The organism is Edaphobacter paludis (assembly GCF_039993895.1).
In the GTDB taxonomy this organism is placed as follows: domain Bacteria; phylum Acidobacteriota; class Terriglobia; order Terriglobales; family Acidobacteriaceae; genus Edaphobacter; species Edaphobacter paludis.
On record NZ_CP121194.1, the window covers coordinates 998,017 to 1,024,247 of the forward strand.

23 protein-coding genes and 1 other RNA gene are annotated in these 26,231 nt (G+C 57.8%); 8 read left to right on the forward strand and 16 right to left on the reverse strand.

The window, feature by feature from the left end:
• The first annotated feature begins 14 nt into the window (after window positions 1-14).
• The 5 genes from P4G45_RS04000 (at window position 15) to murG (ending at window position 6,014) form a co-directional block, all read left to right on the forward strand.
• Window positions 15-659 (forward strand): hypothetical protein, encoded by a 645-nt coding sequence (locus P4G45_RS04000; protein ID WP_348268387.1) that lies wholly within the window; start codon window positions 15-17, stop codon window positions 657-659.
• Between the two features lie 126 nt (window positions 660-785).
• Window positions 786-1,922, forward strand: a complete 1,137-nt coding sequence (gene mraY, locus P4G45_RS04005; protein ID WP_348268388.1) for a phospho-N-acetylmuramoyl-pentapeptide-transferase — start codon at window positions 786-788, stop codon at window positions 1,920-1,922.
• Between the two features lie 507 nt (window positions 1,923-2,429).
• Window positions 2,430-3,785 (forward strand): UDP-N-acetylmuramoyl-L-alanine--D-glutamate ligase, encoded by a 1,356-nt coding sequence (murD, locus tag P4G45_RS04010; protein ID WP_348269211.1) that lies wholly within the window; start codon window positions 2,430-2,432, stop codon window positions 3,783-3,785.
• A gap of 35 nt (window positions 3,786-3,820) precedes the next feature.
• Entirely contained in the window at window positions 3,821-4,912 is a 1,092-nt protein-coding gene (gene ftsW, locus P4G45_RS04015) for a putative lipid II flippase FtsW (RefSeq protein WP_348268389.1), read from the forward strand.
• Window position 4,913: 1 nt separating this feature from the next.
• Entirely contained in the window at window positions 4,914-6,014 is a 1,101-nt protein-coding gene (murG, locus tag P4G45_RS04020; RefSeq protein WP_348268390.1) for an undecaprenyldiphospho-muramoylpentapeptide beta-N-acetylglucosaminyltransferase, read from the forward strand.
• A 99-nt stretch (window positions 6,015-6,113) separates the two neighbouring features.
• On the opposite strand, the gene P4G45_RS04025 is transcribed toward murG, so the two are convergent.
• The 10 genes from P4G45_RS04025 to P4G45_RS04070 all read right to left on the reverse strand — a co-directional run bounded on the left by P4G45_RS04025 (window position 6,114) and on the right by P4G45_RS04070 (window position 16,647).
• Complete coding sequence (locus P4G45_RS04025; RefSeq protein ID WP_348268391.1) at window positions 6,114-7,094, reverse strand: YXWGXW repeat-containing protein; 981 nt, start codon at window positions 7,092-7,094, stop codon at window positions 6,114-6,116.
• Window positions 7,095-7,219: 125 nt separating this feature from the next.
• Window positions 7,220-7,531: a hypothetical protein gene (locus P4G45_RS04030; protein WP_348268392.1), complete on the reverse strand. Its 312-nt coding sequence runs from the start codon at window positions 7,529-7,531 to the stop codon at window positions 7,220-7,222.
• A gap of 46 nt (window positions 7,532-7,577) precedes the next feature.
• A complete protein-coding gene (locus P4G45_RS04035) occupies window positions 7,578-8,570 on the reverse strand; it encodes an NAD(P)H-dependent glycerol-3-phosphate dehydrogenase (protein ID WP_348268393.1) in 993 nt (330 codons plus the stop codon).
• Window positions 8,567-9,178, reverse strand: a complete 612-nt coding sequence (plsY, locus tag P4G45_RS04040) for a glycerol-3-phosphate 1-O-acyltransferase PlsY (RefSeq protein ID WP_348268394.1) — start codon at window positions 9,176-9,178, stop codon at window positions 8,567-8,569. The genes P4G45_RS04035 and plsY overlap by 4 nt, the downstream gene beginning before the upstream one ends.
• Window positions 9,179-9,228: 50 nt before the next feature.
• Window positions 9,229-10,485 (reverse strand): competence/damage-inducible protein A, encoded by a 1,257-nt coding sequence (locus P4G45_RS04045; protein WP_348268395.1) that lies wholly within the window; start codon window positions 10,483-10,485, stop codon window positions 9,229-9,231.
• A gap of 273 nt (window positions 10,486-10,758) precedes the next feature.
• The gene (locus P4G45_RS04050) at window positions 10,759-12,078 is read right to left on the reverse strand and encodes a Gfo/Idh/MocA family oxidoreductase (RefSeq protein WP_348268396.1); all 1,320 of its coding nucleotides are present in this window, start codon (window positions 12,076-12,078) and stop codon (window positions 10,759-10,761) included.
• A gap of 152 nt (window positions 12,079-12,230) precedes the next feature.
• Window positions 12,231-13,283, reverse strand: coding sequence for a gluconolaconase (locus tag P4G45_RS04055; protein ID WP_348268397.1), 1,053 nt, complete (start codon window positions 13,281-13,283; stop codon window positions 12,231-12,233).
• Between the two features lie 50 nt (window positions 13,284-13,333).
• Entirely contained in the window at window positions 13,334-13,843 is a 510-nt protein-coding gene (locus tag P4G45_RS04060) for a phosphatidylglycerophosphatase A (protein ID WP_348268398.1), read from the reverse strand.
• A 189-nt stretch (window positions 13,844-14,032) separates the two neighbouring features.
• On the reverse strand, window positions 14,033-14,248 hold the full coding sequence (locus P4G45_RS04065; RefSeq protein WP_348268399.1) for a DNA gyrase inhibitor YacG: 216 nt from the start codon (window positions 14,246-14,248) through the stop codon (window positions 14,033-14,035).
• 86 nt (window positions 14,249-14,334) lie between these two features.
• Window positions 14,335-16,647 (reverse strand): GH92 family glycosyl hydrolase, encoded by a 2,313-nt coding sequence (locus P4G45_RS04070; protein WP_348268400.1) that lies wholly within the window; start codon window positions 16,645-16,647, stop codon window positions 14,335-14,337.
• 178 nt (window positions 16,648-16,825) lie between these two features.
• Between P4G45_RS04070 and P4G45_RS04075 the strand changes: the two genes are divergently transcribed.
• The gene (locus P4G45_RS04075) at window positions 16,826-17,617 is read left to right on the forward strand and encodes a CAP domain-containing protein (RefSeq protein WP_348268401.1); all 792 of its coding nucleotides are present in this window, start codon (window positions 16,826-16,828) and stop codon (window positions 17,615-17,617) included.
• Between the two features lie 136 nt (window positions 17,618-17,753).
• Here P4G45_RS04075 and P4G45_RS04080 read toward each other — a convergent pair whose 3' ends face one another.
• The 5 genes from P4G45_RS04080 to P4G45_RS04100 all read right to left on the reverse strand — a co-directional run bounded on the left by P4G45_RS04080 (window position 17,754) and on the right by P4G45_RS04100 (window position 24,037).
• Complete coding sequence (locus P4G45_RS04080; RefSeq protein ID WP_348268402.1) at window positions 17,754-19,076, reverse strand: VWA domain-containing protein; 1,323 nt, start codon at window positions 19,074-19,076, stop codon at window positions 17,754-17,756.
• A gap of 112 nt (window positions 19,077-19,188) precedes the next feature.
• The gene (rimO, locus tag P4G45_RS04085; protein ID WP_373694178.1) at window positions 19,189-20,763 is read right to left on the reverse strand and encodes a 30S ribosomal protein S12 methylthiotransferase RimO; all 1,575 of its coding nucleotides are present in this window, start codon (window positions 20,761-20,763) and stop codon (window positions 19,189-19,191) included.
• Between the two features lie 181 nt (window positions 20,764-20,944).
• Window positions 20,945-21,511, reverse strand: coding sequence for a PEP-CTERM sorting domain-containing protein (locus P4G45_RS04090; RefSeq protein WP_348268403.1), 567 nt, complete (start codon window positions 21,509-21,511; stop codon window positions 20,945-20,947).
• Between the two features lie 293 nt (window positions 21,512-21,804).
• Window positions 21,805-22,944, reverse strand: a complete 1,140-nt coding sequence (locus P4G45_RS04095; protein WP_348268404.1) for an FUSC family protein — start codon at window positions 22,942-22,944, stop codon at window positions 21,805-21,807.
• A 91-nt stretch (window positions 22,945-23,035) separates the two neighbouring features.
• Complete coding sequence (locus tag P4G45_RS04100) at window positions 23,036-24,037, reverse strand: pectinesterase family protein (protein ID WP_348268405.1); 1,002 nt, start codon at window positions 24,035-24,037, stop codon at window positions 23,036-23,038.
• Window positions 24,038-24,144: 107 nt separating this feature from the next.
• Between P4G45_RS04100 and ffs the strand changes: the two genes are divergently transcribed.
• Window positions 24,145-24,242: signal recognition particle sRNA small type (gene ffs / locus P4G45_RS04105), an RNA gene on the forward strand.
• A gap of 146 nt (window positions 24,243-24,388) precedes the next feature.
• Window positions 24,389-25,405, forward strand: coding sequence for a beta-ketoacyl-ACP synthase III (locus P4G45_RS04110; RefSeq protein ID WP_348268406.1), 1,017 nt, complete (start codon window positions 24,389-24,391; stop codon window positions 25,403-25,405).
• A 17-nt stretch (window positions 25,406-25,422) separates the two neighbouring features.
• Here the strand turns inward: P4G45_RS04110 and P4G45_RS04115 are convergent, their stop codons facing one another.
• The gene (locus P4G45_RS04115; protein WP_348268407.1) at window positions 25,423-26,166 is read right to left on the reverse strand and encodes a VTT domain-containing protein; all 744 of its coding nucleotides are present in this window, start codon (window positions 26,164-26,166) and stop codon (window positions 25,423-25,425) included.
• Window positions 26,167-26,231: the final 65 nt, after the last annotated feature.

Below are 26,231 nucleotides of genomic sequence, written 5' to 3' on the forward strand. Positions count from 1 at the left end.
GCATCCAACCATGCATGGCAAATGAAATGGTAAGACGTGGCGGCGAGTCGCTGGCGAAACGTAATGAGTCCGTGGTCAAAAAGCATGCAAAGAAGTCGGTCAAGCATGCTGCAAAAAAAGCGGCGAAGCACGCGCCTAAGAAAGCCGCGAAGCATGCAAAGAAATCGGCGAAGCACCTCAAGAGAGACAAAAAAAGCGACGCCGCTTTGGAGAAGGCGTTCCACCATCTACAGCGAGCAGCGGCTGTTATCTCGCTTATTGAGAAGGATGCCGGTGGAGATCTTCGGATGCTTCTAAGCCAGGGAGTAGAGATATATAGCGTTGCCACAGATTCAGTGACCAAGCAGAACGCGAAATCGGCCTTAGGGTTGCTGCGGGCAGCGGAACATCTGGCAATGGCGGGGTTATATTCGGCACGCGAGAAGTACAGACCGGCGGCGGCTCCCTCCGGCGCTCTGGAACCTGAAGGTTTTGCAGAATTACGCTCGCGTTTCAGCAAGGTGACCGTGGTAGAGCGAAAAGGCTATGGAGGGCGGGTGCAGTCGATGGGGCTCGAGTTATTGAAGCGATCCGAGGGTGCGGACCATGATCCTCACCTGGCATGGGAGTTGCGGATGGCAGCGGATGGTCTTTGCTTAGCTCTGGAGGCCGGCTTATGAAGTCTCTTTGGTGCCGCAAAATTGGCGCGGCTGAAGTGGGCGGACGCCTGTCCTGTTAAGATAGCGATTAGTCTGGGCTCGTCATGGCCCGTTGATTCCTGATCGTGATTCAAAGGCGGAGACGTTTTGCTCTATTGGCTGCTCTATCAGAAGTTGTTTCCCTACTATCGTCTCTTTCGCATCTTTCGCTACCTTACGTTTCGCACGGTATTCGCAAGCCTGACGGCGCTGCTGATCGGCCTGCTGATTGGGCCGTATGTGATTGAGAAGCTGCGCGAGTTTCAGATTGGACAGTACATCCGCGAAGAGGGGCCGCAGTCGCACCAGAAGAAGAGCGGAACGCCCACGATGGGCGGCGTACTCATCCTTATATCGATCCTCGTGCCAACGCTGCTGTGGTCGGATCTATCGAATCCGCTGGTTTGGCTGGTGATGCTGTCGACGCTGGCCTTTGGGGCCATCGGGTTTGCAGACGACTACATCAAGGTGGTTCATCGCAGAAACAAGGGCCTCACTGCGCGGGCCAAGCTGGGATTGCAGCTTCTGGTGAGCGGCGGAGTGGCCGTGGCACTGGTCGCACTGGAGACGCGCGGCAACTATTCGACTCGATTGATGGTGCCGTTTGCGAAGCGGTTTCGCCCCGACCTGGTAATCGATAGCCTGTTGCATATGCCGCATATCTGGTGGCTGGCATATGCAGGTTTTGTCGTATTTGTAATGATTGTGATCGCAGGTTCAAGTAATGCGGTGAACCTCACCGACGGTCTCGATGGCCTGGCGATTGGCTGCACAATTATTGCAGCAGGCGCGCTGACGGTGCTGACCTATGTGAGCGGGCACGTTGTCTTTGCCGACTATCTGGAGCTACAGCGGATGCCGTTGGTTAGCGAGTTGACGGTCTTCTGCGGGGCAATGGTGGGAGCGAGTATCGGCTTCCTTTGGTACAACGCTCATCCGGCGGAGGTCTTCATGGGCGACGTGGGAAGCCTTGCGCTGGGCGGAGCGATCGGCACGGTGGCTGTGGTCATCAAGCAGGAGCTGTTGCTGCCATTTATCGGCGGGGTGTTTATTCTGGAGGCAGTGAGCGTAATGCTCCAGGTTGGGAGCTACAAGCTGCGCAATGGCAAACGCATCTTCAAGATGGCTCCGCTGCATCATCATTTTGAGTTGATGGGGTGGTCGGAGTCTAAGGTGATTGCGCGGTTCTGGATTATGGCGCTGGTGTTTGCACTGTTTGCTTTGACGACTTTGAAGTTGAGGTAAGGAGATTTATGGAATTATGGCTGCCCTGGCTCTACATCACAGCGGCTGGCTCACTATTCGTAGGCAGTATCTGGTTATTTTGGAGAAAGAAGATAAAGGGAAATCCGGAGCATCTTGCCATTCGGATAGTAGGACGAATTACATCACCGGTACTTTTTCTAACAACAATGTTTCTTCTGTTAGGTGTTGGTTGTGAACGCCATTCGCAGCTAATTGGTTCGCCCGACGGGCAGCACGTTGCGAGGGTTTTGGTGACACTTGGAAGTGCGGTAGATCAGGATTATTCGACAGTAATTGTCCGTCGGAGTTGGAATCCGGTGTGGACAAAGGCTTATTTCGGAATAGGGCTTATTGATAGAAGAGGTTCTATAGAACCTCAAGTGAAATGGTTGGACGATACACATTTACTTATCAAACATTCTGAGACTAATGGCCATCCACTCGATTGCGCGACTAAAGTTGGAAACATAGTTATAACGTGTCAACCTCATAGATAGTGAGTGAATGATGGAACTGAAGAACAAGCGGGTTTTGGTGGTGGGGCTGGGGAAGAGCGGTCTGTCGTCTGCGCTGTTTTTGCGCGGGTTGGGAGCGCAGGTGACGGTGAGCGATACGCGGAGCGCCGAGGCGCTGGCGAAGGAGATTCCTGCGCTGCTGGAAGCGGGGATTATGGTCGAGTCGGGCGGTCATGGGCTGCTGACCTTTCGGCGGCAGGATCTGATCGTGGTGTCACCGGGAGTGCCGATGGATACTCCCGAGGTGAAGCAGGTGAAGGCGTTCGGCTTGCCGGTGATTGGGGAGCTGGAACTAGCCAGCCGCTTTCTTAAAGGCAAAGTGGTGGCGATTACAGGATCAAATGGCAAGACAACCACGACAACGCTGGTGGGCAAAATCTTCGAGGATGCTGGCGTACCGACGCTCGTGGGCGGCAATATCGGGTTGCCGGTGATCGATCTGGTGGCGAAGAGCACGGCGGATACGGTGAGCGTGCTGGAGGTGTCGAGCTTTCAATTGGAGACGGTGGAGGAGTTTCATCCGTGGATCTCGGTTGTGTTGAACATCACGCCGGACCATCTGGATCGCCATGGCAACTTTGAGAATTATGCCGCCGCCAAGACCAGAATTACGGAGCGGCAGGAGGCTGACGACTTTCTGGTTCTGAACGCTGAAGATAAGCCAACCCAGATGGTGGCGGCGAAGACGCGGGCGCAGATTTACTGGTTTAGCCCTCGTAGGCCCATTAAGCAGGGCGCGTTCGTTCACGGTGAGAGCATCTTCTTTGTCGCCAAAGAGGGCGGCAAGACAGAGCCGGTGATGCCGGTGGCGGAGATTGCGCTGAAGGGTGCGCACAACGTGGAGAATGTGCTGGCGGCGGTATGTGCGGCGCGGCTGGCGGGGATTCCGGCAGAGAAGATTCGTGCTTCGGTTGCTGGATTTAAGGGCGTAGAGCATCGGTTGGAGTTTGTGCGGCTTCTGCGCGGCGTCGAGTTCTACAACGACTCCAAGGCAACCAATGTGGATGCGGCGATGAAGGCAGTGGCGTCCTTTGCGGGTGGAGTGCATTTGATTCTGGGCGGTAAGGACAAGAACTCTGACTATGGAGCCATGGCCGAATTGTTGAAGGAGCGGGTGAAGATTGTTTATACGATTGGTTCAGCCGCGCAAAAGATTGAGCACCAGTTGCAGGGAGTGGTGAAGATAGTCTCAGCGGAGACGATGCAGGCTGCCGTGACCGAGGCGGCGAAGACCGCCGTTGCCGGAGACGTGGTTCTGCTGGCGCCTGCCTGTTCTAGTTTCGATCAGTTCGAGAACTATGAGCATCGCGGACAGGTCTTTCGGCAGTTAGTCAATGAATTGAGCTGAATCAATAACAGCAGCAGAGGCAGGAAGCGGACGGAATGGCGAAGAGAGTAGGGGTGGACAAGTGGCTCTTCGGAGTAGTGCTGCTGCTGGTTCTATTTGGGCTGGTGATGGTATTTTCGGCGTCCGCCGTGATGGCCAAATCGCAGTTCGGGTCGGCTTACTTCTTCATGGTGCGGCAGTCGATCTGGGCCGGGGTTGGCTTGGTTGCTATGGTCCTGCTGATGCGGGTCGACTATCGCCACTACAACAATCCCAGAGTCGTCTTTCCGATTGTGGCTGTAACGATGTTGCTGCTGATGGCTGTCTTCGCAATGCGCGACTCGCATAATACGCACCGGTGGTTCCGCTTCGGGGCGCTCAGCTTTCAGCCATCGGAGTTGGCAACGCCCGCGTTGATTCTGTTCCTCGCTTATTTCTTGCAGACGCGAATGCACAAGATGGATGACTGGCGCGGAACGGTTTTGCGTGCTGCCCTGCCGCCGCTGTTATTCATCGGACTCATCCTGAAAGAGCCAGACCTTGGCACGGCAATTGTCTGTGCAGCGGTGACGATGCTGATGCTTTACCTTGCAGGATTGCAGGTGCGCTATATCGGCATTGCACTGGCGTGCGCGTCCCCCGTGCTTTATTACATGTTGTTTCGTGTGCCGTGGCGGCGGGCTCGCATGCTGGCTTTTGTCAATCCCGAGGCGGACCCGAGAGGGACGGGGTTCCACATCCTGCAGTCGCTGATAGCGGTGGGAACGGGCGGCATTCGCGGGCTGGGGCTGATGGAGGGACGGCAGAAGCTTTTCTATCTGCCCGAGCCGCATACGGACTTCATCTTTGCAAATATCTGTGAAGAACTTGGACTGATCGGCGCGGTGCTGGTGATCACCATGTTTGTCATCTTCGGCTACCGAGGTTTGCGGGCGGCGTTTCTTTCTACCGATCCATTTGCAAGGTTTCTCGCATTCGGCATTACGACGGCGGTGTTGATTCAGGCGTTCTTCAATATGAGTGTCGTGGTCGCGCTGTTGCCGACCAAGGGAATCACGCTGCCTTTCATCTCGTTTGGCGGAACGTCTCTGTTCGTGACACTGGCCTGTATGGGGATATTGCTGAACGTAACTCGAGAGATCGACTGACGTGCAGGAGAACAGTGGGACGCGATTGCGGATATTGATCGCCGGGGGTGGAACCGGAGGTCATGTAATTCCTGCACTGGCCATTGCGCGAGAGCTGCGGGATGCGGCGGGTGCCGAGGTTCGATTCGTAGGGACAGCGCGCGGGCTTGAGACGCGACTGGTGCCGGAGGCGGGATTTCCGCTGGAACTAATCCACGTTGGTCAGTTGAAAAATGTGAGTTTGGCTACACGGCTGCGGACACTGATGGACCTGCCGTTGGGTATAGGTCGATGCATAAGACTCCTGCGCAGCTTTCGACCGGACGTTGTCGTAGGCGTGGGAGGCTATGCCTCCGGTCCGGCGATGATGGCGGCCATCCTGCTGCGGGTACCGACGCTGGCCTTTGAGCCGAACGCCGTTCCCGGGCTGGCGAATCGGTTGGTCGGAAAGCTGGTCACGGCTGCTGCGGTGAACTTCGAGGAGACTCGCCGCTTCTTTCACGGAGCACAGGTCACGGGTACGCCGGTACGGCCGGAGTTCTTCGACATTGGCGCAAAGCCGCTGGTTGGAAAGAAGAGGTTGCTGGTTTTTGGCGCCAGCCAGGGAGCCAGGGTATTCAACGAACGGATGCCGAAGATTATGAAGCGGCTCCTGAACGCCTTCCCCACGCTGGAGGTGGTGCATCAGACCGGTGGACGGCACGGCGATTCGACGCTCGCGCAATACCGCAGCGCCGAAGTCGGCTTTGAAAGGGTAAAGGTCGTGCCATATCTGGATGATATGGCGGCCCAGTTTGCAGCGGCTGACCTGATCTTGTGCCGAAGCGGCGCAAGCACAATCGCGGAGCTGTCGGCGGCAGGCCGGGCCTCTGTCCTGGTGCCGTTTCCGCAAGCTGCCGATGACCATCAGCGAAAGAATGCCGACGCATTCGTAGCTGTCGGAGCGGCCGAGATGATATTAGAAGCTCAGTTGAGCGAGGAGCGCCTGTTGGAAGTGCTTTCGAAATTGCTGGCGAACGATTCACGACGACAGAATATGGGCGAGCGGGCTCGGGCCTTGGCGCATCCTGCTGCTGTGAAAATGATCGCAAGGACGGTATTAGAAATAGCGGATCGAGGATGAGCGCGAGTTGGTGAAGTTGAAATGATTGGACAAAGAATGGGCTGGGGATAATCTCCCCAGCCCATTGCTTTACCTTGTCAGCAGTGATTGAAGTAGCTCTTACCGACGGCCACCCCCGCCACCACCGTGGGATCCACCACCACCGCCGCCATGGTATCCACCACCGCCTCCGCCGCCGTGGTATCCACCACCACCGCCGCCGCCGTGGAAGCTGCCGCCACCGCCCGCGTTTCCATGGAAGCCTCCGTTGCCGCCGCTAAAATTTGAGCGCGCTACGGGAGCCTGGGAATAGCCGCGGCTACCGCCACTATATCCGCGACTGGGTTGCGCATAGCTTCGAGGTGCTTGTTGCGTAAAGCTACGTCCAGCGTAGTTGCCTCCACTGTAGGAGCGAGCTCCATTGAAGGACTGATGGTTGCTTACATTGTTGTAGGCCTGGCGATTTCCGCTGGCGAAATTACGCTGTCCCTCGGCGGCAAAACCGCGGTTGCTTGCGATGCCGCGGTTGCCGAAATTACGGCCACCGATGCTCGCCTCGCGATTTCCCGCGAAGCCATGCTCGTCTCCATGCCTTACAAAGCTCGAACCGCCTGGTCGCCCGTCGAATCCGGCAACCCGCCGATCATAGACGTTTCCGAAGTGACGGCCACCGAAGTTGTTGTAGCCACGGTTGTAACAGAAGCGGCCCCCGCGCCAGTAACCGCCGTAGAAGCCGGTGCCGAAGTAGCCGAAGCCGTAATTGATGCCGCCATAATAGCCAATGGACGGACCCCAGTATCCTGCGTTCCAGAAGTAGCCGCCGCCGCCCCAACCCCAGTACCCGGGGGTCCACAGCGCATTAACATATGGTGGCTCAACCCAGGCTCCATCGACCCACTCGTAACCCTCGCCGGTCCAGGCCCAATAGCCCGGCGTCCAGATGTAGCCGTCGCCAGGGATGGGTGGTTGCGCATACACGGGTATCGCCGGAGGAGCGACTGCGACAGAAACAAAGACTCCTGCATGTGCCGCGCGAGGAGCAGCCAGTAGCAGCATTGCTACTGCGATGGTGCTGATGGAGCCTTTAATAAGATGAATCATCTTCATAATCAACCGTCCCACCTGTTCTTCGTTTTGTCCGGCCGTGTCAGGCTGCGCCGGAGTTCGAGATCAGCAGGTTTTGAGCCCAAGTCCGACAAGAATCACCGGGTGAAGCTCTCGATTTATTAGACACTGTGCCGGATTTTTTGTTGCGCGAATATGAACGGCGATTCAGTAGTTTTGATTCCTCCGATGGAGGAGTCCTTTGTTGCAGGTGCAGCGAGTTGAGAGGTAGGGTGCGGAGCGTGCCGGCCCGGAACAATGTGTCTTCCAACACCCTTAATTATGAGGAAGGCGGCGATCAGTCCTATGAGCAGAAATATCCCCGCATAAATCACAACGTGCAGGAAGGTGTCCTCATCCTTTAATTCATGGGGGTCGGCGGTAGGCTTCTTCGATTCGCTCATATCCGATAGGATGCGAGTCCTGCGGCTCAAGGATATCTCGCGGATCTGGGGCATAGCCGCGGGGCAGGATGCGGCGCTACTCTTCGCGTCCGGGTCGGGTCATCAGGTCACGAATTGCGTCTTTCGGTGATTTGTTGTGATGCAGAATCGCATCCATTTGTTCTGTAATCGGCATCTCGACTCCATAACGAGCGGCCAGACCAAGCGCGGCAGTAGTGCTCTGGATGCCTTCGGCTACTTTGCCGTTAAGGCCAGCGAGGATATCGGGAAGATGGCGCCCCTTACCCAGTTCGATACCGACAGAGCGGTTGCGGGAGAGGTTTCCGGTGCAGGTGAGGACAAGATCGCCAATGCCTGAAAGGCCAGCCAGCGTCTGGCGCCGGCCCCCGCAGGCTACCGAGAGTCGGGTGATCTCGGCGATACCTCGGGTAATGAGTGCTGCGGCGGAGTTATGCCCGAGATTGAGGCCATGGACTACTCCAGAGGACAAAGCGATTACGTTCTTCAGCGCGCCTCCCAACTCGACGCCTGTGACGTCGTTGTTGGTATAGATCCGAAGTAGCGATGAAGAAAATTCGCGTTGAATAATCTGAGCGAGCGTAGATGTCGCGGCAGCGGCGACGATGGCGGTGGGATAGCCAAGCGCCACCTCCTGGGCGAACGATGGCCCGCTGAGGACGGCACAAGGATTGTCAGTGATGGAGGCAATAACCTGCGACATTCGCAGAAAAGTGCTCTCCTCGAGGCCCTTCGACGCGCTCACGAGGATCTGGTCGCGGGTTAGCAAGGGGGCAATATGGCTGATGATGCCGCGAACATGCTGAGAGGGTGTCACGCAGAGCAGAATGTCGGCTTCAAAGATTGCGCCCGGCAGGTCGGAGGTCACCTGAATGTCGGCGGGCAGAGTGAAGCCGGGAAGATAGGGAAGGTTTTCTCCCAGATCGTTCAGCTGGTCCGCAAGGGGAGCAGAGTGCGACCACAGGACGAGCTCGTGGCCGCCGCGACGGGCGAGCGCGAGCGCGAGCGCAGTCCCCCAGGCGCCTGCGCCGAGAATCGCTATCCTGCTCATGCTGACACCTTGGAGGAGCCGAAGCGGTTCTCCGTGCCGGTGAGCAGACGGCGAATGTTCTGGTGATGCTTGACGATGATAAGCAGAGGAATGAAGAGAAAACCAGCGATCACGATCGGCGTTCTCAATGGCACGAAATGGAGGGCAAAGAGAGGGAAGGCTGCGGCCGCGATGATTGAAGCCAGGGAGACATAGCGGGTGAGGAGGAAGATCACGACAAAAACCGCGAGTGTGGCGAGCGCGCTTGGCCAGGTCAGCGCTAGGAAGACTCCAAGGGCACTGGCAACGCCTTTGCCTCCACGGAAGCGCAACCAGACGGGAAACACATGGCCGAGGATGGCGGCAACTGCCGCGAGTACGGCAAGATCGTAGTTACCGGGCAAAATGTGTTGTGCGATTTTGACGGCGACGAACGCTTTGCCCAGATCGAGCAGGAGCGTGGCAATGGCGAGACCCTTCGCTCCGGAACGGGCTACATTGGTGGCTCCGATATTGCCACTGCCTGTGGCGCGAATATCCTGCTTGCGAAATGTTTTCACCAAAACATAGCCAAACGGAATGGAGCCAAGGAGATAGGCCAGCGAGATGGAGAGGAACCAGGGAGTCATTGTCTTCCCGATGAGTTTATCAAGTGAACGTTATGAAGCGGGTTGGCACGTTAGAGCAAGTGGCGGCGAATCATTTCAAGAGCATGTTGTGTGGCCCAGAAACGGATGCGCATTCGGTCGCCTGTCAGGTTGAGTTCACGCACCTGCGTTTGCTGCCCGTCGGCCAGGCCGATATAGACGCGGCCAATGGGCTTTTCCGAGTCAGGGCCGGAAGGCGCACCGCCGGGACCGGCGAGACCGGTAACGGAGATCCCAAGTGCCGCGCCGGTGCGTGCACGAATGCCTTGGGCGAGCTCTCGTGCAACCTCTTCGCTCACCGCACCCTTGCTATCGATCGTCTCTTTCGAGACACCAGCAAAGATCGTCTTGAGTTCGGTTGTATAGACGACCGCGCCACCGATGAACGCGCTGGAACTATTGGGAACGGCGGTGAGACGCTGGGCGAGCAGGCCGCCGGTGCAGCTTTCGCCAACCGCGAGCGTCAGGTGCCTCATGCCCAGCATCAGCAGCACCACCTCTTCGAGGCTCTCGCCGCGGGACGAAAAGATACTATCGTCCATCTCGCGCTCGATCTTTTCTGCGAGTTCGTCGACCCGGGCCTGCGCCTCGGCAAGAGTCGGCTTGGCCGATAGGAAGTGAAGTTGGATTTCTGCGTGTCCGGCGAGGATGGTGGTCTCAACATCCGCATATTGTTTGTAGATTGGCGCAGTGCGGGTATCTACCTGCGATTCGGGAATCAGCGCCATCCGGAGCATCCGCCGGGCAAGGTGACGAGAGGGAAGAGCAGCAGCCAAACGAGGTTTGCACACGTCATCGAAGAGCGGCTTCAATTCACCGGGAGGTCCGGGGAGAAGAATGACGATCTTGCGATCTCCGTTGACCGTCGTGTCGAGATACTGACCCGGAGCGCTGCCATTTTTGTTGTTGAGCAGGATAGCTTCGTCGAGCACGTCGGCCTGCTTGGCATTGTTCGGCGGCATGACGATCTGTCGCGCTGCATAGCGCTTATAAAGGTCAGTGAGAACTGCAGGATCGCGGTTGAGTTCGATGCTCAGAGCAGCGGCGACAGCCTCACGCGTGAGGTCGTCCTCGGTGGGCCCGAGGCCGCCGGAAAAGACAACGATATCGGCGCGATCAATGGCGATCTTTGCAACGCTGGTCAGGTGACGGAGGCTGTCGCCAACAATGGTCTTGAAGCCCACTTCGACGCCCAGGTCGTTGAGTCCCGCCGTGAGGTACAGGGAGTTGGTGTCCTGCCGATGAGGCGTAAGCATCTCGGAGCCGACAGCAATGATTTCAGCAATCATGGTCTAGGTGGATTTCTGTCTCTAAATAACTTTCTCTTTGGATGTTAGCGGTTTCTTGTCATGTGTGCGCGAGACTGAATCGAAGGCGCAAAATTTAGCCTCGCCAGCCAATCGGGTAGATCCTCGATGTCATAAACCTGCTGCAAAACCAGGGTGTTCCCAGAGTTCAGGCTCCGTAGCACCCAAGCAAAAGGCTTCTTAAAGACTATTGGCGGCCTCAGGTGCAAGAGGCCGCCAATGTCTTATCGCATGGAACCTGACTCCAATCCCGGTTTACAGGTGAGGAGCCCAGCCCTTCTCGTACTCGCGGCCCCAACCCTTCATCGCTTCGGGGTCATTGAGAATGTGGCCGTTTTTCGGGTTTAGTTTCAGTTCGCGCTGAACCTCCCAGGCGATGTTCGAGAGTTGAAGCATCGTCACTGAGATGTTGCCTGATTCGATCGGCTGATTCAGTTTTTCGCCGGTGCGGATGGCGGCGATAAAGTTGGCGAAGTGGAGGTCGGTCATGTTGTCCGCTCCGGTCAGGTCGGAAGACGAAGCTGCCTTGCCTTCCTTGACGTCGTTGATCTTTTTGCCTTTCAGGTCATAGACCTCATAGCCGCCGGGGTCGAGGACGACGCTGCCCGTTGTACCGACGACGACCGCGCCGCGGTCACGATCGTAGAGCTTCATCCCGTTGCAGCTCTGGTCCTGCCAGGAGATGAGCTTATCGTCATATTCGAAGCTGGTGTCGAGGGTGTCATAGAACTGCCAGTCGTCCTTGAACTGATAGCGTCCGCCGGATGCGGTGACGCGGTTGGGCAGATCGACTCCGAGCGCCCAGCGGCAGACATCGACTTCATGCGTTCCATTGTTGAGCGCTTCGCCGGTGCCCCAGATCTTGAACCAGTGCCAGTTGTAGGGCTGGACGTTGTCCTTGTAAGGCTGGCGCGGCGCGGGTCCCTGCCAAAGATCCCAGTCGAGAACGGCGGGAACTGGCGCGGGTTTACCGACGCCAATGGATTTGCGGGTGTTGCTATACCAGGCCTTGGCATAGTAAGCGCGGCCAACCAGCCCGTCTTGAATCTTCTTGATGACATCGATGTAGACAGGCGAGGAACGACGCTGGGTTCCCATCTGTACGTGCTTGCCATACTTCCGCTGAGCTTCGACGAGCAGCGCGCCTTCGGCGGGGTTGTGGCTGCATGGCTTCTCGACGTAGACATGCTTGCCCGCCTGCAGTCCAAGGATGGCCATGGGAGCGTGCCAGTGATCGGGTGTCGCGATGGTGATCGCGTCCACGTCTTTAAGGGCGAGGATCTTGCGGAAGTCTTTGTCGGTCGCCGGGGCATCGCCCATCTTCTGCTGGACGGCGCCTGCGAACTTGCTGAGAGTGTTGCTGTCCACGTCGCAGACGTGGGTGATCTTCGCATGCTTCTCGTTTGCCTTGAGAGAGGCGAGGTGGGCGTAGGCGCGGCTGTGGAGGCCGATGACGGCGAAGTTAAGGCGGTCATTGGCTCCAAGGATCTGGGCATAACTTTTTGCGGTCGAGCTGACAGCGAGGCCAGCCGCCCCTACTGCAAGAGTGTCGAGAAATTCACGTCGAGAGATCACATCTCCTCCTTGGGAGTTAGTTCTGATAGCAGTTCATATGCGCCTGGCGGGTGCAGATGGGTTGCGGGATAACTTTACACGACCAAGGCCTGTTGGTTCAAAGTAAAAACTAAATAGGCCTGACGACATAGAGTTAGACCGCAGATGTCTGATTAAGTGAGAGGGCGGCCTTCAATGTCGAGGGCCACATGATAAAGCGCGTCTCGTGTAGCCAGAGCGGCGCAACCATCTTCGAGGAACGCCAGACCTACGAGGTTCTGGCCGGAGACGGCGAGACTGGCTTCACGCTGCGGCGTGATGCGGACGATTCCGCGCTGACCGTGGAGACTGGCGGCAACATAGAGGTTGCCGTCGACATCGAAGGCCATGCCCTGAGCACGGCCGAGACCCTGATAGAAGACGGTTGTATTGCCGTCGCGGTCAATGGCGTGGACGGCTTGATTACTGGAGGTCGTTGGACCGGTGACGAAGAGCGTCCCGGCGTCGTTGAAGGCGAGATGATAGGCTGCGATGCTGGGTTCCAGCGTGGCATAGACGAAGATCTCGCCACTGCTGCCGCGTGCGTCTCCGCGGGCAATCTTGAAGATGGTGCCGGAACGATCGCCGACGAAGAGATTGCCGTCGCGGTCGAAGGCGATGCCGGTGGCGACGCCCATGCCCTCGGCGTAAGTCGAGATGGCCCCTTCGGGAGAGATGCGGTAGACCGTGCCCTCGGCGCGGGAACTGGCGTAGAGATAGCCGTCGGGTGAGAAGGCCAGTCCTGTGGGGTTGAGCAGGTCGCGGACAAACGGTGTCATCTGAAAGTCGCGCTGGATTTTGAAGATTGAGACGGGCGTCGCCTGGCCGCGGGAGCCGGAGAGGGTGGCATAGACGTTGCCGTCGGCGTCGACGGCTGGATTGGCTACAGGATGAAGATTTTCCGCCATAGGGACCGCGATGCGGAGAGTCAGAGGGTTACTCGCCGCTCCGTTGCGATGCAGGATGAGATCTCCGGTGATGGTGCCTTCGGGAATTCGGACGATAGCCCGTGTCGGCCGGCTGAGAATGACGGACGCTGAGATGTCGCCGATCGTGGCTCGTGGAATGTTGTGCGCAGCAGGGTCCAAATTGGTGCCCCGAATTTCTGCTTCGCCTCCGGGCATGGCTGCGCGAGGAGAGACTCGGTCAAGATGAGGGGCGGCGGTGCTTGGATGGAAAAGGCTCATGGGTGTGTCTCAGGGTATGCGCTGCGCCGCGGGAGTGCAAGGTTGCGGCGTTAGAAGAAGAGATGCACGAACTGCGCTACAAGGAGAGCCAGAATTCCTGCGGCCACGTCATCGAGCATGATGCCGGTGCCTTCGGGCAGTCGCTCCAGTTGTCGGACGGGCGGCGGTTTAAGGATGTCGAAGAAGCGGAAGAGCAGGAGGCTCAGGGCGGCGTGCTTCCAATCCGCGGGAATGGCGATCAGGGCAATAAGCTGACCAGCGACCTCATCGATGACGACATGACCGGGATCTTCGCGGCCAGACTCGCGGGCGACGATGGTAGCGGCGGGAATGCCGATGAGAGTGACTACGACGGCGGCAATGATCGTGCCGATGGTCAGCGCGAGCGCGCTGACTGGGAAGACGTGGGCGGCGATGAACCAAAGGATGATGGCGGCGATGGAACCGTAGGTTCCAGGACCGGGCTTAAGCAGGCCGGCGCCGAAGAAGGTGCCGATGAGCCAAGCCCAAAGAGTCTTCTTTTTGGCAGGAGGGCGGAGTTGGATTTTGGAGTTGGCCATTGAGATTCAGGGATTAGTTTAGTTTGGCACGTTTCACTGTAAGTACCCCCACCCCCGTACTTAATACGCCAAAGTCTTGATTCCATGGTGCTTAAGTCTGGACTTCAGGGCGAAAAGGTCCCGATTTCATGGCAAAGTCTTGATTCTGCAGGGCTTGACCTTAACACGGGCCGCACTTTTTTGATGGGCTTATTCTTCGTCGCTGGAGTTGGGATGGCGGTGAGCCCGAGAGCGGGCAAGCTCCTCGAGGTCGTCGGGGTCCTGAATGGGAGAGGAGATTTTATAGTCTCCACTGGCCCACTTGCCGAGGTCCAGGATGCGGCAGCGGTCGGAGCAGAAGGGGAAGTCCTCGTCGGTGGCGAGGACTACTTTGCGACAGGTGGGGCAGAAGAGTGCTTTTGACATGGCATCTCCGATTGTAAATTTTTAGACGGTGAAACGCAGCAGACGACTCGCCGCTGAGTGTTGCGAATCGGTCGACGAAGCTTGCATCATCTGTCTGACATCGAAGGAGGTGCGCCGCCTGTGTCCCAATGTGTGGGTTTGTCTGTCATCGTCAGCTTGAGTTCGCCGCCCGCCATCAACTGATCATGTGTAAACCATGAGCGGAGATACGGCCTGCCATTCCACATCGCTTTCGCGATGTAAACGTTCGTCGGAGAAGAGTTCTCGGCTACGACAGAGAAGGTCTTTCCGTTAGCCAGGAGGATGGAGGACCGGGGAAACGTCGGCGAGCCAATGAGATAGAAATCCTGCGCTGCCACCGGGAAGAAGCCGAGCTGGTTGAAGACAAGAAACGATCCCATCGCGCCTGAATCGTCATTTCCCGGTAAACCGCCCAGACCTGTGTGATAGCTCGCGGGAAGGATGGCCCGGATGGTCTTCGCTGTGCTGCTTTGGTCGCCAATCCAGTTGTAGAGATATGGCGAAAGGAACCCAGGCTCGTTGCCGACGTCGTAGCGGTAGCGTCCTGGTACATCGGCTACAAAAAAGAGATCGAGGCGTTTCTTGAATGCAGATGCTCCTCCGGCGATCTGAACGAGTCCGCGAACGTCCTGCGGAACGTAGAGCGAATAAGTCCAGGTACTGGCTTCGTAGAAATTATCCTTATACCAGGTGCCAACGAGATGAGAATTGAAGTTTTCCTTCCATCTTCCATCCTCATGACGCATCCAGATGAAGCCCTTCACGTCACCGCGCTCTGTGTGGTCCACGGCATTGGCATCCCACAATTTTTTCCAGTTCTCCGCGCGGCTCATAAACAGCTTCGCATCGGCGTCATGATGCAGATCCTTCGCCATGAGACCGACAGCATAATCGTTGGCGGCGTACTCCATGGAGCGCGAGCCCGGCCGATCGGCTCCTCCCGCAGGATCGGAGTGCTCTAAGGACAGATATCCAAGTCGTTTCCACTCGTCCATGTCGCCTCGTCCGAAGCGTATGGGGTCGGTCGACTCAGCCTCGGCATCATGCACCATTGCCCGATAGACTCGCTCCCAATCCAGTCCAGGAAGATGCTTGACGAATGCGTCGGTGAACATCATCTCGGCATTGGACCCGCCCTGAGTTCTACCGGCAAAGTTGCCGGAGCGCCCGTCCAGGAAGAAGTGGTCATGATCCTGAATCTCCAGCAGGGACTGCAGGATGCCGGTAACTCGTTTCGGATCGAGGAGCGTCAAGAGGGGAGTGGAAGATCGGAACGTATCCCAGATGCAATAGAAGTCGTCATAGTACGGGGTCGCGCTCTGCCACAGCGGATTCTCGCCGGTGCGGTCCACTGGCATGAGCATCGAGTGGTAAAGACCGGTCGCAAACTGCTGGCGATCACCGGGCGTGCCGCCTGTGATCTTCACTGTCGAAAGCTCTTTGTTCCAGGCCGCGACAGCAGCCTTGCGCGTTCCGTCAAAGTCGAACCCGGCCACCTCACTTAACGCGTTCTTTTTTGCCTGGTCGATTGAGACGAATGACACGCCCACCTTCACCTTCACTGGCTTCTCACCGGCAGCAAATGTCAGGTAAGCTCCAGTGCTTACGATCGGCGGGGAGGACTTGGGCAGCGTGCTCATTGTGAACGGCATTTTGTAGCTTGCCCTTTTCGTTCCCGGTTGAACGCTCTTGCCGTCCTGCCATGTTCCGCTTACTACCGCAGGCGTGTCAGTCACGAGGTAAAAGTAAACCCTCATGGGTGTGGTCTGGATGTTCCATCCCATGACGGACGCCTGCATTCCGGCGATCTCCGTCGGCGACAGTACCTGCACGTCGGTGGAGTAGACGATCTGGCTTTCCGGATAGCGGTGCGGCGAATCATGCCTGCGCATGAGCAGGTGTCCTACATCTACAAGCAGCGTGCGCTGACCAGTTCCGGGGTAGGTAAATCGATAGACAGGCGTTCGTCGCGCTGTTGTAACCTCTGCACGAATTCCCGATCCGCCCAGCCTGACGGTGTAGTATCCAACCTCCGCATGCTCGTCCTTCCGCGGTGCGGAGCTGTGCGCAGGATCGGCTTTGCCCATCATTGGCTGCACCAGGATGTTTCCGTACTTCGGGCCGCCACCTGTGCCCGAGACGTGCAACTGGGAGAAGCCGTTCAGGTTGCCGCTCGCCTCCCATCCCGAATTGGCTTCATTGTCTCCGTAGTCCGGCCCGGGCTTCGCCATTCCAAAGGGAAGCGTTGGGCCCACGAAAACATTTCCACCCTTGTCTGCGCCCAGCATCGGATCAACTTCCGATGAGTTCTGAGCATGAGCAAGAGCGGCCGTGGTCAAGACGAGAAACGAAGCAGCGCAGACAAAAAGTTTTCGCATATCAATTTAAATCTTTATACCCCACGGAGAAGCCGGCGTGTTAATTTGCGGCCCTGGTGCATGGCAACTGCTGTCCCGGCTAGCTGGGCCCCAAAGATTTTGCGAAGATTCATGGCACTTTTTGTAGGAGATTAAATAAAGTGGGCTCTCCTTCGGGCAGACGGTTGCGAAGGGTTGGGTGATACTGGTTCTTCATGTGGAGGGCGACGTGAGTGTGATCCGAAGATTTGTGGTCGTTTTACTTGGTGGGCTGATGGCGGTGTCTACGGGGATGGCGCAGGTGGATGCATCGCCTGCGGAGAAGGCACTGTTGCAGATGGCCAACCAGTTTCGAGCAGAGCATGGAGTGGCTCCGCTGGCGTGGGATAGCGCGTTGGCACGGGCGGCGAGGCTGCACGCCAAGCGCATGGTTGTGGCGGCGGGCGACATGGAGCACCAGTATCCGGGCGAACCGGATATGATTACGCGGGCGGCTCAGCAGGGTGCCCACTTCGGCGCAATCGCTGAGAATCTCGCGGGGCAGGGACAGAACCCGGCGCAGCTTCATCATATTTGGACGATCACCCAGTCACACCGGACAAATCTTCTAAATCCGAACATGAATGTTGTCGGCATCGGCGTGATCGAGAGCGGAGGACTGTTGTACGCGGTAGAGGATTTTGCGCACGATGTACCGGCGCCGAGGCAGGATGAGGTAGCGGGTCAGGTGGTGGCGGCGTTGCAGAAGATGGGGATGCAGTCTGTGAAGTCGACAGAGGAGGCACGGTCGAACTGCGAAAGCCAGAGCAATACATCGCCGGGTGCAATGCTTGTCGTGCATTGGGAAGGATCGAATCCCAGCCAACTCCCGGACGTTCTGGTGCAGCGGATAGCGCAGGGGACCTATCACTCGGCTGCGGTGGGTGCTTGCCCGAGTGCGCAGTCGGGGCAGGGATTCACGACTTATAGGGTGGCTGTGCTGCTGTATTAGCGGAAAAGCCTGATTGGACTTTCTCAGTATTGTCATCCTTCGCCGATGGCGGAGGATGACAGCTATGTGCCGGGGGAAAAGGATACGACATCGTAACTGTGGGACTCGATGATCTCTGAACGGTAGAAGCTGAAAGCTATTTCTTGGTTTTCGCGGGCTTGGGCAAGATGTAGCCACTGCGTGCCTGTACCTGCACACCGTTGCGATCCACTTTCACCTTCAAGCGGTGGTAGGCGCCATTGGGCTTGATGTTGTCGAGTGGCAGCTCGAGAAGATATACGTACTCTGGTGTCTCTGTGAGGCTCCTGAATCCCGCGCCAAGATCGTTGTTGTTGTGAAAGAAAGTACCGCCGGTGCCGTCGGCGAGCTCAGCCATCACGTTCTCGACCGCCCTCATGGAGCTTGCGTGGAATTCCGCCTTTGACACCAGGGGAATCCCCTGGACATCCTCGCTGGCGGTCAAGGATGTTGTGTACAAGCCGCGCGCATCCAGAGCGCTGATCGTTACATTGGACTGTGCGGCGAAGTCGATAACCCGTGATTCCGCAGCAAGCGCGTCTGGTTCAACGGTAAGGAAGCCGGGCGATACCAGAATCAGGGTGCTTTGTCCTGGCAAAGTGGCCATCCTGCGCACAATCTCTCGGATCGTAGCGAAGGATGTTTGAACATCCTGATGTCCAATCGAAAGAATTCGCCTGGCTGCGGATTCGGCCAGCCTCTCGGCGATGGGAAGGTCGCGCTGAGGATCCAGGCCGGGGTCGCAACTGAACACCTGCGCTATCGCGTCCTGGATTGCCACGTCGTTATGCTTGTTCTCCATCAGGTCGGCCTGGTAGTAGTCGATGTTTGGGCAATCGGAGTTGCTGGACCGATAGAGAATCTGTGGTTTCAGGCTCGTGATCGCGTCCTGCAGCTTCGCTCGATCACGGGTCAAGCCGCTGTTGATTTGTCCGGAGAGAGAGACCACGGCAGCGATATCCGAGTCGACCAACGACCCCGAGAGTAACGTGGCGCCAGCCCTTTTTGCGCGCACAATGTCTTCGGCGCTCAGGTGCAGATCGTCGAAGAGGAAGACGATGAAGCGCGGGTACACGGTCGATGATTGCGAAGGGGTGGGGGAGAGGGTGCCGTTTTCGGAGTTGCTGGCGGGGCGGCTTTCTGCTCCCACGCGCTCTTCAACCATGAATGCGGAGAGAGGATGGGGCTTGCCATTATCAAAGACCTGAAAGTCTTCTCTTTTTAAATCACCCACCGAGTGGCCCTGCTTGTCGCGAACCACAACCGGCACTAACAGTTTCTTGACGGTTACTTCGATGTTGTAGGGGGAGCTGGGAGGTTTTGCTTCCTGTTGAGCTGCCGCGTATCCGCAAGAGGACAGCCCCACACAACACAGGACAAAAACCTTGCGCAACGGCACGCATAACTTCATCGGCATGGCTTTGACGACTTCGTCGGGCATATCCCTCCCAGCCGCTGCGTCGTGCTCGAAGGTGCAAAGTAACCCGTAAGGAGAACAGCTCTTCTGATGGACGTCATTCTAGTCCAGGCAGGGCAGATGAATGCTGGAAATTTTAGTCGAGGATGCGAGCGACTACGTCGTAGTCGTGGGACTCGGTGATTTCGGCGCGGTAGAAGGTGCCGGGGACGAGGGCTTCGTGGGGGCCGAAGTCGTTGATGAAGACCTTGCCGTCGATCTCGGGGGCGTGCAGCGGAGTCCGGCCTTCCCAGAGGAGGTCGGTCTCTTCGCTGGGTCCTTCGACCAGCAGGTCGATCTCGCGGCCTATCCATTGGGACTTGGACTTCGCGCTGATCTTTTGCTGGAGCTTCATCAGCTTGCGGCGGCGCGCTTCGATGGTGCGTTTGGGGACCTTCAGCTCGGAGGCTAGCTCGAAGGCGGCCGCGCCCTCTTCGTCGGAGTAGGTGAAGACGCCGAGCCAGTCGATCCGGGCGGTGGTGATGAAGGCTTCGAGTTGATTGTAGTCCTCTTCGGTCTCGCCGGGGAAGCCGACGATGAAGCTGGTACGGAGGACGATGCCGGGAACGATGCTGCGGGCCTTCTCGATGAGTTTGAGGAAGACTTCAGGGGTTCCGCCGCGCTTCATGCGCTTGAGCACGGAGGGGCTGGCGTGTTGGAGGGGCACGTCTAGGTACTTGGCGATGTTGTCGTGGCGGGCAATGGTCTCCAGCAGGCGCGTGGTGACCTTGTTGGGGTAGGCGTAGAGGAAGCGCAACCAACGCAGGCCGGGAAGCACGGCAAGGGCTTCAAGGAGCTGGGCAAGGCCATCCTTGATGCCGAGGTCTTCGCCGTAGCAGGTGGTGTCCTGGCCGATGAGGGTGATCTCGCGGACGCCCTGAGCTATCAGGGCGTCCGCCTCGGTGATGATCGAGGACATACGGCGCGAGCGAAACTTGCCGCGAAGCTGCGGGATGATGCAGAAACCACAGGGGTGATCGCAGCCTTCGGCGATCTTGATGTAGGCGCTGGCGCGGGGTGTGGTGAGGATGCGCGGCGTGGTGTCGCTGTAGAGGTACTCGGGGAGAGCGGCGGTGGCGCCGTCCCAGGCGGCGCGTGAGAAGCGGCCCTGCTGCTCGCGTAGGTCGCCCTCGGGGCGGCTGGCGAGGTGGCCCTGCTCGATCTGGAGCTGCGGAGAGGATTCTTCGGGGCGGCTGTGCTGGTTTACGGCGCTGGGAGCGCGGTCGATCTGTGCCTGCGTGAGGATTTGGAAGGGAGAGTTGTTGGCGTGGCCCGTGGGAGAAAGACCTGCGGCGGCTAGGATGGCTTCGAGTTCGCCTGTGCCCACGACCGCGTCTACTTCGGGAATATTTTTTTGGATCTCGTCACGGTAACGCTCGACGAGACAACCTGCGACGATGAGGCGCTGGGCGCGGCCGCCGTTGGCCTTCTTGTGCTGCACCATCTCGAGGATGGTGTTGACGGACTCCTGCTTGGCGGAGTCGATGAAGCTGCAGGTATTGACGACAAGGATTTCTGCGTCTTCGGCTTGCGGGGTGAGCTCACCGCCAGCATGATGGAGCATGCCCATCATGACTTCAGAGTCGACCAGGTTTTTAGGGCAGCCGAGGGAGACGAAGCCGATTTTGGGGCGGGGCTTGGCCGAGGATTGGTCAGGGGCTGACGAAGTCAGCTCTTCGAGAATGGCGGGGGGAGTCACTGACTTCCATTATAGCGATTTTCTTGGGATTTCTGGCTGGCTTACTGCGGAATTCCGGCTCTCGGGTGGTTACAGAGAGAATTAAAGATGTCGGGCATAGGGGACGGATGAGGTCTTTTTCCCTATGCCCGACATCTTGAGTGCGATGGAAAGATTATGCCAAGCGACGCTTGACGAGGCCGGCGAGGCCGACCAGGCCGGTGCCGAGCAGCGCGAGGGTGGACGGCTCAGGAACTGCGGAGGGGGCGGCCGCATTGGTCGTAGCCGAGAACGTCACAGTTCCGTTGCCCTGTGTCGAGAACAGCAAGGTACCGTCGGTGTTGTCATAACCGGCCGCATTGGTGGAGAGCATGCCATTGCCGGTGAAAAGCGTGAAGCCACCAACAACCTGTGCCGTGAGCGTGTCGAGGGTGTAGTTGACAATCGTTCCGTTCGTGTTCGTCAGCGTGATGACGCCGCTGCCGGCAGTATAGGGGCTGTAGTCAATGTTCTGGGTGATGGTGCCGGCTTCGTTGGAGGAGAGTAGGGTGGCGAACGATCCATTGAGCGTGTTTGCCGCGCCTACGGCAATCGAGTCGGGCACAAAACTTAGGGAGGTTCCGTTATCTGTAACGGAGGCGCCCGTGATGGAAAATTGACCGGTGATCGGGGTTGCGTGAAGGACGGAAGGTGCTACTGCAAGAGCGGCCATAACGACGAGGGAAGAAAGAATGTTGCGCACGGTGGAAGTCTCCTAAGTGAATCTCTGCTAATAGATGCAGATGGTGTCGGATTTATTTTCATGAAATAGTTTGCTCAGGTAGGTGCAATAAAGTGCACACCTAAAATGCTTAGCAAATCACATCCAGATGTTCGTTTTTTGCCCGTTAGGGTTCAGGATTTCCCGAATCCCACTTGTATTCAGAGTGCAAAATATTGCAACTTCTGGCGCGTTCATTGAGATGGGAAGTGTCGTTTCCGAGGCGGGAGAATTGTTCAAAGGGGGAGGAGACCCTATTTGTCGGCGATGCGGATCTATTCCTGCAAAGGAGCGGTGCTCGGGCGATTGCGTCGACGCCGGATTGCGTCGAGGTGAATAACGAGGGCGATGAGTCCCCCGGCGGTGGTGCAGAGGGCGCGGCGATGGGCGATGACGGGGCCGGGAAGTGCGTTCAGGGAGAGCAGGAAGACGATGTAAGAGGTGAGGAAGAGCGTGTAGAGACCATAGTTGACGGTGTTGGTGGCGTAGGACCAGAGCGCAAAGAAGGTTGCCAACCCTGCGAGATAGAAGGGGTTTGGGTGAATGTGCACGAGAAAAATGGTTGAGATGACGGCCCCGGCAAGGGTTCCGCCGACGCGGAGGAAGGCGCGAGAGAAGGTCTCCGAGAATGCGGGCTTTTGAACGAGGAGCGCAGTCATAGGTATCCAGTAGCCGCTCTGAATGCCTAGGCGTCGATAGACTTCTGCGGCGATGCCTACGGTAAGGGCCATGCGAAGGGCAAACGGAAAAGTTGGAATGCGTAGAAGGTCTTCGGGCATGGCGCGAAGACGCACGAGCATACGATAACGGGCGAAGTTGCTGTTGAGCAGATGATTCAGCTCTTCGCTGCTGGTTTGGCGTATGGCGCGCAGGTTGGCGGCGAGTTCGGGAAGGAGGCGAAGGCAAAGGCTGGTGATGAGGATTTGCAGTGCTCCCCCGCCGCCGATGAGCAGCGCGCGGAGAAGCGTTGCGTGAAAGTTAGCTGGGAAGGCTGACGCTACGAAGAGGGTGATGGCGGATTGCTGCCCGACCCAACTGATTCCCGCGGCGCGTGCGGTGAGAATGCCGTAGATGAATCCCCAGATTACCGCGGCGAGGACGAGAGTGAAGCCGCGATGTCCGACCAGCATACCGATCATCGTCGAGAGGAATACTGCGCCGGTGGCGGCGATCATGGGCCAAAGGCGGGAGTCGGCGATGCGTTGGTTGACGCCAAAGCCAATGGTGAAGGCGCCACCTCCGGCGATGAGGCCGGCGGAGGGATGCCCGACGGCGACTCCTATGAAGAGGCAGAGGCCGATAGGAATGATGCCGATGAGTGGGATTCGGAAGGAGAACTGCTTCCAGTCGAAGGTGTAGATATCGGCGAGGTAGCCGGGGTGCGCTGGCGTCGTGAGATTGGTAGTGGTCGGCATTCTTTGTCTCTTTAGGATGCCGCGTTCGGGGAGATGTTCGTTGTTCCCGGACGTTAGTTCATGGAACTGCAGAGACATCTTGTGTCGAATTTTAAGGGAGTTTCTTCGCGTCAGCTTCTGGATTCCAACGGTCTTTGCCGCTCAGGAAATTTGCGGGCAGGAACTGTTTGGTTTGGGCAGAGGTGAGTTGATGCGACCAGGGAACGCGGGCCGCCGGGTTGGCGCCGGGCCCGGTGCTGTTGGATTCGGCGTAGAAGGCGGTTTGCTCGTTGGATGTTTTGCCCCAGTTGTTCCAGCCTGCAGGATTGATGTCGCTGGGCAGTTCGGTTTTGATGTAGACGACGCGCGAGTAGGGACGCCACGGACGGCCAAGGCCAATGCCGCCTTGAATCGAGGGATCGAGTCCGCTGGTGACTTTGCTGTTCAGGATGACGTAGCCGGTGGTCTGATCGGCTGAGGTGCGGGACTGCGCAGTGAGGAAGCCGGGGCCGTTTGCGTGAAGTTCGGTGTGGTCGAAGACGGCGGTGGCGTTGCCGAAGATGAAATCGACGCCGCCTTCGATGTAGGAATCGACGTAGTACTGGCTACCGTAATCGGCGAAGAGCGTGTCCTGATGGCCGAGGAAACGGCAGTGCTTGAAGATAGAGCGGTCGCTGCGGTTAGCTACGGCGACGGCCTGGCCGGTGTTGCCTGCGGTGTTCTCGAAGGTGATGTTGTCGGCTTCGAATCCGGGGCCGTTGATCTCGATGGTTTCGGTGAAGAAGGTGCCACCGGCTTGTTTGGCGTTGAGGGAGTTGGTGATGATCACGTCTTCAGGTGACTTGCCCATGCCGATGAAGGTGATGTTGGAGTGGTTCTGCGTGACGATGACGCGCTCGTGATAAGTGCCCGGGGCGATCTCGATGTAGACGCGGGCAGGTCGTCCGTCTTTGCCGGGGCCGGCGAAGGGGTGATGGTCCATCGCCATCTGGATGGTGGGGAACTCGGTTGTGCCTTCGATGCCGGTCTTGACGTCGTGGGAGACGCGGACGTGGACATCTTGTGCATGGCCGCAAAGCGAGAGTGCGAGTAGAAGTGGCAGGACAAATCGCATGAAGGACAAGCGTATGCGGCGAAGCGGCTTGATGGCAATTTTCTGTGTGGAGTACGCTGCGACAGGCGAGTTTTGGCATACGGCCCGGCAATGTTAGGATAGTGCTGTGCCGGGTCCTACGCGACGTAATCCCGCCAACCCCGCCAGGTCCGGAAGGAAGCAACGGTAACGGGCTAGTATGGGCGCAGTAGGTCGCCCGGTACACTTTCTCTCTTCTTTTCCCTTTGAAAATCTGAAAAATCCATATTGAGGGAGAGTTGCGTCCGTTGGTCGACTGGAATACGTCACAACGAATAGTGGTTGATCTGTAATAGTTTTGTATTCTGATTGAGTGATGGACGAGGTGATGAATTGAGTTTGACGTTGAAACCGCAGGTGCATGTGAGAGCGAAGATTAGTTCGGTGGGTGCTTATGTTCCGCCACGGTTGTTGACCAATGCCGATCTCGAAAAGATGGTAGAGACGAACGACCAGTGGATTGTGGAGCGCACGGGAATTCGTGAGCGGCACATTGTGGATAAGGGAGTTGGAACCAGCGATCTTGCGGTCGAAGCAGCGAAGCGATGCCTGGCGGCACGGGGCATCGAGGCCACCGAACTTGAAGTGATTATCGTGGCCACCGTGACTCCAGACATGTTATTTCCGGCGACGGCGTGCCTGGTGCAGGACAAACTAGGCGCGAAAGGCGCGTGGGGATTCGATCTTTCGGCGGCCTGCTCGGGCTTTCCTTATGCGCTGCAGGTGGGCGCGAAGCTGGTCGAGAGCGGAATGCACAAGAAGGTAATGGTGATTGGAGCGGATGTGATGAGCTCGATCATCGACTACACGGACCGGGCTACATGCGTGATCTTCGGCGATGGAGCCGGGGCGGTTCTGCTGGAGCCCTGCGAGAAGGGTGAAGTGGGACTCATCGACTACTGGCATGAGATCGATGGTTCGGGCGCGTCGGCGTTGAATATGCCCGGCGGCGGCAGCCTGCATCCGTCGACGGCTGAGACGGTGGCTGCGAAGATGCATTATGTGCATCAGGATGGTCAAGCGGTGTACAAGTTTGCTGTGAGAAAGATGGCGGAGGCGGCCGAGACTGTGTTGACGAGGAATGGCGTTACCGGCAAGGACCTGAGCTGCTTCATCCCTCACCAGGCGAATAAGCGGATCATTCTGTCGACGGCAGAGCGGCTGGGAATGCCGGAAGAGTGCGTCGTCATCAATATCGACCGGTATGGGAACACGACGGCGGCCACGATTCCCATGGCTATGCAGACAGCTCTTGAGGACGGACGGTTGAAGAAAGGCGATCTCGTGCTGCTGGCAAGTGTCGGCGCCGGGTTTACAGTGGGGTCCACGCTGTTGCAGTGGGAGATATGAGCGTGGCCACAGCCGACTCAGTTGGTCGTGTTGGGTTGGTCGGCGAGCTGGGCTGAGTGCGCGCCGACCGTTTTGGATGTTTTATAGAGCTTCCAAAGGGCGACGGCGCAACCGATAAGGATGCCCGTCCATAGAACGATGAGGATAGTCGTGGCCCATTTGGCGGAGAAGCGGCTCCAGAGATGGAGGACGTGCCTGCCGTACGCGATGCCGAGCCATACGGCGAATGCGTGGCGTGCCGCACGGCTCACGGTGAAGATGATAAGGAACTTCTTCTTCGACATCTTGAGCGCGCCCGCGGCCAGAACAAAGGGCGAGAGCGGCATGGGTGGCGGCAGGATAGCAGGGAGAGCGATGGCGAGAATGGCGTGCTTTTCCATCCAGCCACTGATCCTCTTGAAGATGCGTGCAGGGACGTGTCTTTCGAGAAACTGCATTCCGCCAGCATGTCCGACCTGATAGCTCAGGTAACCGCCTATCGCGGAGCCCGCAGTGGCAAGTAGAACCAGCAATATCCAGTTGGATTTCTGAGCGGCGAAGACGACGAGCATGATGTCGGTGACGCCGGGGACGGGAAGCGGCACGAAAGACGAGTCGACGATCGAGACGAGAAAGATGCCGAAGATGCCGAAGCCGGCAAGTAGGTGGAGGAACTTGCTGGAATGATGCTGAGGGGCGGCGGCGAGAAGGAAGGCGAGCGGGTGCTTCGCCGGTTCTGTTGCGGCTGCGGTGGTTACTCCAGTGCCGGCAATGGACTTCATCGTCACTATGACGCTAACAGAAGTCTGGAAGTCTCAGTGGGATATCGGGGGCAAGTGAGGGTGGC

Excerpts from the sequence above, each read along its gene's own strand:
- P4G45_RS04000 (WP_348268387.1), top strand. The coding sequence starts at position 15 with ATGGCAAATGAAATGGTAAGACGTGGCGGCGAGTCGCTGGCGAAACGT.
- murD (WP_348269211.1), top strand. The coding sequence starts at position 2,430 with ATGGAACTGAAGAACAAGCGGGTTTTGGTGGTGGGGCTGGGGAAGAGC.
- ftsW (WP_348268389.1), top strand. The coding sequence starts at position 3,821 with ATGGCGAAGAGAGTAGGGGTGGACAAGTGGCTCTTCGGAGTAGTGCTG.
- P4G45_RS04025 (WP_348268391.1), bottom strand. The coding sequence starts at position 7,094 with ATGATTCATCTTATTAAAGGCTCCATCAGCACCATCGCAGTAGCAATG.
- P4G45_RS04035 (WP_348268393.1), bottom strand. The coding sequence starts at position 8,570 with ATGAGCAGGATAGCGATTCTCGGCGCAGGCGCCTGGGGGACTGCGCTC.
- plsY (WP_348268394.1), bottom strand. The coding sequence starts at position 9,178 with ATGACTCCCTGGTTCCTCTCCATCTCGCTGGCCTATCTCCTTGGCTCC.
- P4G45_RS04045 (WP_348268395.1), bottom strand. The coding sequence starts at position 10,485 with ATGATTGCTGAAATCATTGCTGTCGGCTCCGAGATGCTTACGCCTCAT.
- P4G45_RS04055 (WP_348268397.1), bottom strand. The coding sequence starts at position 13,283 with ATGAGCCTTTTCCATCCAAGCACCGCCGCCCCTCATCTTGACCGAGTC.
- P4G45_RS04060 (WP_348268398.1), bottom strand. The coding sequence starts at position 13,843 with ATGGCCAACTCCAAAATCCAACTCCGCCCTCCTGCCAAAAAGAAGACT.
- P4G45_RS04065 (WP_348268399.1), bottom strand. The coding sequence starts at position 14,248 with ATGTCAAAAGCACTCTTCTGCCCCACCTGTCGCAAAGTAGTCCTCGCC.
- P4G45_RS04070 (WP_348268400.1), bottom strand. The coding sequence starts at position 16,647 with ATGCGAAAACTTTTTGTCTGCGCTGCTTCGTTTCTCGTCTTGACCACG.
- P4G45_RS04080 (WP_348268402.1), bottom strand. The coding sequence starts at position 19,076 with ATGCCCGACGAAGTCGTCAAAGCCATGCCGATGAAGTTATGCGTGCCG.
- P4G45_RS04095 (WP_348268404.1), bottom strand. The coding sequence starts at position 22,944 with ATGCCGACCACTACCAATCTCACGACGCCAGCGCACCCCGGCTACCTC.
- P4G45_RS04100 (WP_348268405.1), bottom strand. The coding sequence starts at position 24,037 with ATGCGATTTGTCCTGCCACTTCTACTCGCACTCTCGCTTTGCGGCCAT.
- P4G45_RS04115 (WP_348268407.1), bottom strand. The coding sequence starts at position 26,166 with ATGAAGTCCATTGCCGGCACTGGAGTAACCACCGCAGCCGCAACAGAA.